Annotated in this window: 6 protein-coding genes and 1 pseudogene; 5 read left to right on the top strand and 2 right to left on the bottom strand. The window is 70.6% G+C overall.

Features of this window, described 5'->3' with window-relative positions; all coding sequences use genetic code 11:
- Positions 1–6 precede the first annotated feature (6 nt).
- On the bottom strand, positions 7–798 hold the full coding sequence (locus tag ACFXB5_RS29260; protein WP_385213103.1) for a thioesterase family protein: 792 nt from the start codon (positions 796–798) through the stop codon (positions 7–9).
- A 110-nt stretch (positions 799–908) separates the two neighbouring features.
- Here ACFXB5_RS29260 and ACFXB5_RS29265 point away from each other — a divergent pair, with 110 nt between their 5' ends.
- A complete protein-coding gene (locus ACFXB5_RS29265) occupies positions 909–1565 on the top strand; it encodes a YceI family protein (RefSeq protein ID WP_385213105.1) in 657 nt (218 codons plus the stop codon).
- Positions 1566–1653: 88 nt separating this feature from the next.
- Here ACFXB5_RS29265 and ACFXB5_RS29270 read toward each other — a convergent pair whose 3' ends face one another.
- Entirely contained in the window at positions 1654–2028 is a 375-nt protein-coding gene (locus tag ACFXB5_RS29270) for a winged helix-turn-helix transcriptional regulator (protein ID WP_385213108.1), read from the bottom strand.
- A gap of 135 nt (positions 2029–2163) precedes the next feature.
- Between ACFXB5_RS29270 and ACFXB5_RS29275 the strand changes: the two genes are divergently transcribed.
- From ACFXB5_RS29275 to ACFXB5_RS29290, 4 genes and pseudogenes are all read left to right on the top strand, one after another.
- Positions 2164–3132: an NADP-dependent oxidoreductase gene (locus ACFXB5_RS29275; RefSeq protein WP_385213111.1), complete on the top strand. Its 969-nt coding sequence runs from the start codon at positions 2164–2166 to the stop codon at positions 3130–3132.
- Positions 3133–3203: 71 nt separating this feature from the next.
- Complete coding sequence (locus ACFXB5_RS29280) at positions 3204–3524, top strand: NIPSNAP family protein (RefSeq protein ID WP_385213113.1); 321 nt, start codon at positions 3204–3206, stop codon at positions 3522–3524.
- 574 nt (positions 3525–4098) lie between these two features.
- Positions 4099–4510, top strand: a pseudogene (locus ACFXB5_RS29285) (enolase C-terminal domain-like protein); the annotation flags it as partial.
- A 226-nt stretch (positions 4511–4736) separates the two neighbouring features.
- Positions 4737–6599, top strand: a complete 1863-nt coding sequence (locus ACFXB5_RS29290) for a glycoside hydrolase family 9 protein (protein ID WP_385213118.1) — start codon at positions 4737–4739, stop codon at positions 6597–6599.
- Positions 6600–6631: the final 32 nt, after the last annotated feature.

Here is a 6631-nt window from a genome sequence, read left to right on the forward strand (position 1 = left end):
GCGCGGTCAGGTGCCGGGCAGGGGCCGGACGGTGAGGATCTGCTGGGCGTGGCCGACCGGACCGCGCAGGTCGTGCAGCACGGTGCTGGTGATGCCCTGGCCGGTGGCGCCGAAGGTGACCGTGGTGTCCAGCCCGGTCCAGCGGCCCTCGGGCTGCCGGTGGAGGTGGATGGTCAGGTCGACGTTGGGGAACATCCAGGTGGTGGGCGACTGCCGTACGGCGATGCCGTTGGCGGTGTCCACGAGCGCGATGTACGAGGCCAGTGGGGTGCTGGTCTGCCCGGCCACCAGGGCGAGCGGGGTGGAGACCCAGAGGGTCGCGCGGCCCGGCTCGCGCGGCGCGAGCGGACGGGAGTCCAGGGAGGCGATGTACCCGCCGGGCCACAGTGAGGCCATCGACCAGGGGTCGAGCTTCTCGGGAGCGGTGAGCCGGTCCCCGGTGCCACCGGCCACGGACGCGGTGTCCACGGCGGCGAGGAGCCAGGCACGCGCCCGGACCACGGGACGGTCGGCGATGAGCACCACGGCCTCGAGGAGTTCGATGGTGCGGCCGGGCCGGATGGTCTCCACCCGGATCTCGCACTCGTCGAGGGCGAGGCGCCCGAGGATGTCGAAGCTGATCCGGCTGAGCAGCAACCCGGTGTGCGGACGGGTGGCGAGATGGCGGTCGATGGCGTGGACGATGAGACCGCCGAGCGGGCTGAAGTGCTGTTCGTCGGTGCTCCAGGCGCCACTGACGTGGGAGGTTGGCTTGTAGCGGTGCTCGTCGATCGGCTCGTAGTAACTGTCGGTCGTCAACGGGGGCTTCTCCTCGGAGGGTACATCGCAGACACTTACTCAAGATCCTTGAGTATCTGCTCTTGATCAAGGGTTGCGTCATCCCCTAAGTTGAAATAACAACGGGTGGCATGAACCTGTTCAGCCGCAGTACCTCCCGCCGCGCGATCGCCAGCGCCGCACCGGAGGCCCCCACTACTCGGGCGACGTCCAGCGCCGTCGCTCTGCCGGACCCCGGCGTCGCGGCTCTCACCGGAGAGTGGATCGTCGACCCGGCACACAGCCGGATCGGTTTCTCCGTCCGGCACGCCATGGTGAGTACGGTGCGTGGCGCCTTCACGGAATTCGAGAGCCGACTCTACTTCGACGGCCGCGACCCGCGCCGTTCCCGGGCCGAGGTCCTGCTGTCCACCGCCAGTGTCCAGACCGGTGTCGAGCAGCGCGACGACCACTTGATGGGCCGGGATTTCCTGGACGCCAGAAGTTTCCCGCACATCCGGTTCATCAGCACCGCCGTGGAGGTCACGGGCCCGGACGTCTACCGCATGGCCGGGGACCTCACGATCAGGGACGTCACCCGCCCCGTCGTCCTGGAACTCACCTACATCGGACATGTCACGGACCCCTTCGGCTACCAGCGGGCGGGCTTCGACGGCACGACCACCATCAACCGCTCCGAATGGGGGCTGACCTACAACGCCAGGCTGGCCGAGGGCGGCGCCCTGGTGAGTGAGAAGGTCCGCCTCCAGTTCGACATCGCCGCCATCCGCACCGCGCCCACCGCCTGACAGGACCCGGACCAGGGCGCCCTCTCGTTTTGCGAGGAGGGGGCTGAGGGGGGGGGCCGGGCGGCGACCGGCAGGGGAACCGGCGCCGTCACATCGGATTCGCGGCCGTGGTGGTGAGATCCAGATTGTCCTCCACCCACAGACGCAGATTCCTGAGCGGAACGGACGCGCTGTGGCCCAGGGAGGAGAGCTCGTACTCCACATGGAGCGGAACGGCCGGGTAGACGGTCCGCTCCACCAGCCCGGCGTCTTCGAGGCGCCGCAGTGTCTGGGTGAGTACTTTGGGGCTGACCCCCTGAAGTCGGCGCTGCAGCGCGCCGAATCGGAGGGGGCCGTCCTCCAGGGCGCCGATGGCCAGCGCCGACCATTTGTTGGCCAGCAGATCCAGCATGGCGCGGCACGGGCACTGGGCCTCGTACACATCATGATGGGCGTGCTGGCCCGTGTGGCATCGCGTACTCATGGGAAACCTTCCGGGCCGCTTCGTACTACCCAAAAGGTAGCAGTGTCCCTTGTGGGTAACCACGTCCCTGAGGTTAGCGTGCGAGTGCGTTCGGAGTGCGGGCGTGAGAGATACGGATGAGCTCAGGAGGCACACGTGTCCAGGTCCAAGATGCGTGCGGTGGTACAGGACGCGCCCGGCGGCCCGGAGGTGCTGCGCGTCGCGGAGGTCGCGCGGCCGGAGCCGCTGCCCACCGAGGTGCTGGTGCGGGTGCGTGCCGCCGGCGTCAACCCGGTCGACTGGAAGACCCGTCAGGGCGGCGGCATGGCGGGCGTGCTGGGCGAGCCGCCGTTCACCCTGGGCTGGGACGTCTCCGGGGTGGTCGAGGAAGTCGGGTTCGGGGTGACCACGCTGGCCCCCGGCGACGAGGTGTACGGAATGCCGTGGTTCCCCCGTCAGGCGGGCGGGTACGCCGAGTTCGTGACGGCCCCCGCCCGTCAGTTCGCCCGTAAGCCCGCCACGTTGAGTCATGAGGCGGCGGCCGCCGTGCCGCTGGCGGCGCTGACGGCCTGGCAGATCCTGGTGGACACCGCCAAGGTGGAGGCCGGTCAGCGGGTTCTGGTGCACGCCGCCGCCGGTGGCGTCGGGCACTTCGCCGTCCAGTTCGCACGGCACCTGGGGGCGCGGGTCGTGGGGACCGCCCGGGAGAGCCGCCACGAGTGGCTCGGCCGGCTCGGAGCGGCGGAGCTGATCGACTACACCAAGCAGCGCTTCGAGAACACGGTCGAGGACATCGATGTGGTGATCGACCTGCTCGGAGACGAGCACGACGCCACCAGCACCCGTTCCCTGGAGGTGCTCAGGAAGGGGGGACTGCTGGTCGCCGTCCCCAGTGGCGTCAGCCCCGAACTGCGGGAGGCCGCGGACGCCCGCTCCGTGCGCACCAGCCCCTTCCTCGTCGAGCCGGACGGCGCCGCCCTGACCACCATCGCCGGACTGATCGACCAGGGCGCGGTCGAGGTCGAGGTGGCGGACGTCTTCCCGCTGGAGGAGGCCGCCCGCGCCCACCGCCAGGGGGAGGACGGCCACACCCGCGGCAAGCTGGTGCTCCGTACCGGCGCCTGACCGCTTCCCGGCCGACGGCCGACGCCCGAGGCCACTTCGCACCACCCGTCACACAGCCCGAGGAGACGCACATGTTCTACGAGATCCGCCGCTACCAGACCAGGCCCGGCCGCCGGGAGGAATGGGTCAGCTTCATGGAGGAGGTGGTGATCCCCTTCCAGACGTCGCGGGGGATGAACGTCATCGCCTCGTTCATCGACGAGGAGGACCCCGACGGCTATGTGTGGCTGCGGCGCTTCGCCGACGAGGCGGAGCGGGTGCGGCTCTACGAGGCCGTCTACCAGAGCGAGCGGTGGCAGCAGGAGATCGGCCCCCGGGTCGACGAACTGCTGTTCCGGGAGAAGATCCAGGTCACGCGGGCCGTGCCCACGCCCGCGTCCGGGCTTGGCTGACCGCGACGGCGCCACCATTGAGACGGCCGTACGCCGGTGACGCCGTCCACGGCCCCCGGAACCACACGGCCCCGCCCGGAACCACACGGCTCCGGGCGGGGCCGCGCCGGGGTCATCCGGAGGCGGTCCGGACGGAGGCGGGCGCGGCGGCCTTTGCTCCGCCACGGCCGCTGCCGCGGTGGATGAACCAGACGCCCACGGTGGCGAGCAGCGAGGCAGCGGAGAGTGCGTAGAGGCCGCCGTTGGTGCTGCCCGTCGTCTCCTCCAGATAGCCGAAGAGGGTGGGGGAGACGAAGCCCCCGAGGTTGCCGAGGGAGTTGACGACGGCGAGCCCCGCGGCCGTGACCCTTGAGGTCGAGCGTGGACTGGGCCAGCGGCCAGAAGAGGTTGGCGGCGCACTTGCTGCCGATGGCGGCCAGCGTGACGGCCGCGAGCCCGAACCACGGGGAGCCCAGGGTGGCGAGGAAGGTGCCGATGGCGGACAGCACCAGCACGATGGCGAGGTAGGGCCGACGGTCCGGTACCCGGTCGGTGTGGCGGCTCATCGTGTACATCGCGATGACCGTGCTCCGACGCCGTCCAGGTCGTCCTCTCCGACCACCACTACTGGGGCGGGCTGCGCCGCTCCAAGCTGCTCTCCGGCATCTGCGACACCTTCGGCATGGGCCTGTCCATGCACTCGAACTCGCACCTGGGCATCAGCCTGGCCGCGATGACCCACCTGGCCGCGGCCACCCCGAACCTCACCTACGCCTGTGACACCCACTGGCCGTGGAAGACCGAGGATGATCGTGGACGGCGCGCTGACCTTCGTGGACGGCGCGGTGCCGGTGCCGGGCGCCCCCGGCCTCGGTGTGGAGCCGGACCCCGACGCCCTGGCGCGCCTGCATGAGCGGTACGTCCGGTGCGGACTGCGCAACCGCGATGACACCGGGTACATGCGGCGCTTCGACCCGTCCTTCCAGGCGGACCTCGCCCGCTGGTAGCCCGTCGCCACCGCGGCTCACCTCCCGCGATACCTCGATTGAAGGAGGCCGACCCCGGTCACCTGGTGTACCCGGATTTCGGCTAAGCGTACGAAGCCGCAGGCCAGGGCCTCTTCATAGCCTCTGAGGGACGGAAAAGACGCCGAACCCCCGGAAGTGCTGAGTCTTGTCTGCTACCGCTCCTCGCGTACGGATCACCCCTGACCGGACCGACCGCCGCCGGCGCATGGTGGGCGCGGCGGTCGCGGCCGGACTGACCCTGGGCGCCCTGGCCGCGCCCGCGGCGGGCGCCGTGGACCACCACGCGCGGCACGGCGCCGGGACGGCCGCTCCCAAGGCCGACACCGGCTCGCCGGTGCGGGTGAACCAGGTCGGCTATCTGACCCACGGCCCCAAGAAGGGCACCGTGGTCACCCCCGCCACCAAGCCGCTGACCTGGACGCTCCGGGCCGCCGACGGCACCGAGCGGGCGAGCGGCACCACCACGCCCCGGGGCGTCGGCCCCAGCTCCCGGCAAAACGTCCAGACCTTCGACTTCAGCGAGGTCACGGACGCGGGCGAGGGCTACACCGTCACCATCGACGGGAAGAAGAGCGAGCCGTTCGCCATCGGTGACCATCTCTACGACTCGCTGCGGAGCGACGCGCTCGCGTACTTCTACCACAACCGCAGCGGCATCAAGATCGACGCGGACCTCGTGGGCTCCAAGTACGCCCGTCCCGCCGGCCATGACAAGGCCGCCCCGCACCGGGGCGATACCGACGTCCCGTGCGTCAAGGGCGTGTGCGACTACCGCCGGAATGTCGCCGGTGGCTGGTACGACGCCGGTGACCAGGGCAAGTACGTCGTCAACGGCGGTATCTCGGTGGCCCAGCTGATGTCCGCGTACGAGCGCACCCGCACCACCAAGGGCGTCGACGCCGCGCCGCTGGGCGACGGCCGGCTCCGGGTGCCCGAGCGTGGCAACGGCGTCCCGGACATCCTGGACGAGGCCCGCTGGGAGATGGAATTCCTGCTGCGCATGCAGGTGCCGAAGGGCGAGCCGCTCGCCGGTATGGCGTTCCATAAGGTGCACGACAAGCAGTGGACCGGGTTCCCGACCCGGCCGGACCAGGACCAGCAGCCGCGTGAGCTGCACAAGCCGTCCACCGCGGCCACGCTCAACCTGGCGGCGTCCGCCGCGCAGAGCGCCCGGCTGTTCAAGTCCCACGACCCGGAGTTCGCCGCCCGCTGTCTGCACGCGGCCCGGACCGCGTGGGACGCTGCCAAGGCACATCCGAAGATCTACGCCGGCGACAAGGATTCCACGGGCGGCGGGGCCTACGGCGACCGTTCCGTCGGCGACGAGTTCTACTGGGCGGCGGCCGAGCTGTTCATCACCACCGGCGACCACGCCTACGCCAAGGCGGTGCTCGACTCGCCGCTGCACCGCGACGTGGGCGCGCTCTTCCCGCGCGGCGGCGGCATGTCGTGGGCTTCGACCGCGGGTCTCGGTGCGCTGGACCTGGCCACCGTCCCCAACAAGCTCACCGAGCGGCAGCGCGCCGAGGCGCGCGCGATGGTGACGAAGGCCGCCGACCGCTACGCCGCGGACTCCGCCAAGTCGGCCTACGGCGTGCCGTACGCGCCGAAGGACGGCAAGTACGAGTGGGGCTCCAACAGCCAGGTGCTCAACAACATGATCGTGCTCGCCACCGCGCACGATCTGACGGGCAAGGACCGCTACCTCGACGCGGTGCTCCGCGGCATGGACTATCTGCTGGGCGGCAATCCGCTCAACCAGTCCTATGTCACCGGCCACGGCGAACGGGACTCGCACAACCAGCACCACCGCTTCTGGGCCCACCAGCGCGACCACCGGCTGCCGCATCCGGCACCCGGCTCGCTGGCGGGCGGCCCGAACTCCGGGCTGCAGGACCCGGTGGCCAAGAAGAAGCTGAAGGGCTGCGCCCCGGCGATGTGCTACACCGACAGCCTGATGGCGTTCTCCAGCAACGAGATCACCATCAACTGGAACGCGCCGCTGGCCTGGATCGCCTCGTACGTCGACGGTCTGGGCGGTGGCACGGCGGAGCAGCCCGTGCGCTGACCCGGTCCGGCCGGAATACGCCGCCGCCCACC

The sequence above is a fragment of the Streptomyces sp. NPDC059455 genome (genome assembly GCF_042750115.1).
GTDB classification, from domain to species: Bacteria; Actinomycetota; Actinomycetes; order Streptomycetales; family Streptomycetaceae; genus Streptomyces; species Streptomyces endocoffeicus.

Excerpts from the sequence above, each read along its gene's own strand:
- ACFXB5_RS29265 (WP_385213105.1), top strand. The coding sequence starts at position 909 with ATGAACCTGTTCAGCCGCAGTACCTCCCGCCGCGCGATCGCCAGCGCC.
- ACFXB5_RS29270 (WP_385213108.1), bottom strand. The coding sequence starts at position 2,028 with ATGAGTACGCGATGCCACACGGGCCAGCACGCCCATCATGATGTGTAC.
- ACFXB5_RS29280 (WP_385213113.1), top strand. The coding sequence starts at position 3,204 with ATGTTCTACGAGATCCGCCGCTACCAGACCAGGCCCGGCCGCCGGGAG.
- ACFXB5_RS29290 (WP_385213118.1), top strand. The coding sequence starts at position 4,737 with ATGGTGGGCGCGGCGGTCGCGGCCGGACTGACCCTGGGCGCCCTGGCC.